This window comes from Rhizobium ecuadorense (assembly GCF_001187535.1).
Taxonomy (GTDB): domain Bacteria; phylum Pseudomonadota; class Alphaproteobacteria; order Rhizobiales; family Rhizobiaceae; genus Rhizobium; species Rhizobium ecuadorense.
In genome coordinates, this window is sequence record NZ_LFIO01000646.1 from 1 (window position 1) to 210 (window position 210).

1 protein-coding gene is annotated in these 210 nt (G+C 60.5%); it reads left to right on the forward strand.

What is annotated here, in order from left to right:
• Nucleotides 1-210: hypothetical protein (locus tag AF337_RS12705; protein ID WP_152971035.1), on the forward strand; the 210-nt coding region annotated here is incomplete at both ends.

The following is a 210-nucleotide window of genomic DNA, read 5'->3' on the forward strand; positions in this document are numbered from 1 at the left end:
CCGACTGCTGGAGGGACTGGATGGCCTCGATTGGCCCGAAAGCCTGAAAACCATGCAGCGCAACTGGATCGGGCGTTCTGAAGGGGCCGAAATCCGTTTTTCGCTCGAGCATGGCACGGAGGGCATTACCGTCTTCACGACGCGCCCCGAAACCCTATTCGAAGCAAGCTATATCGTCCTCGCACCGGAGCATCCCGCTGTCGCCACCAC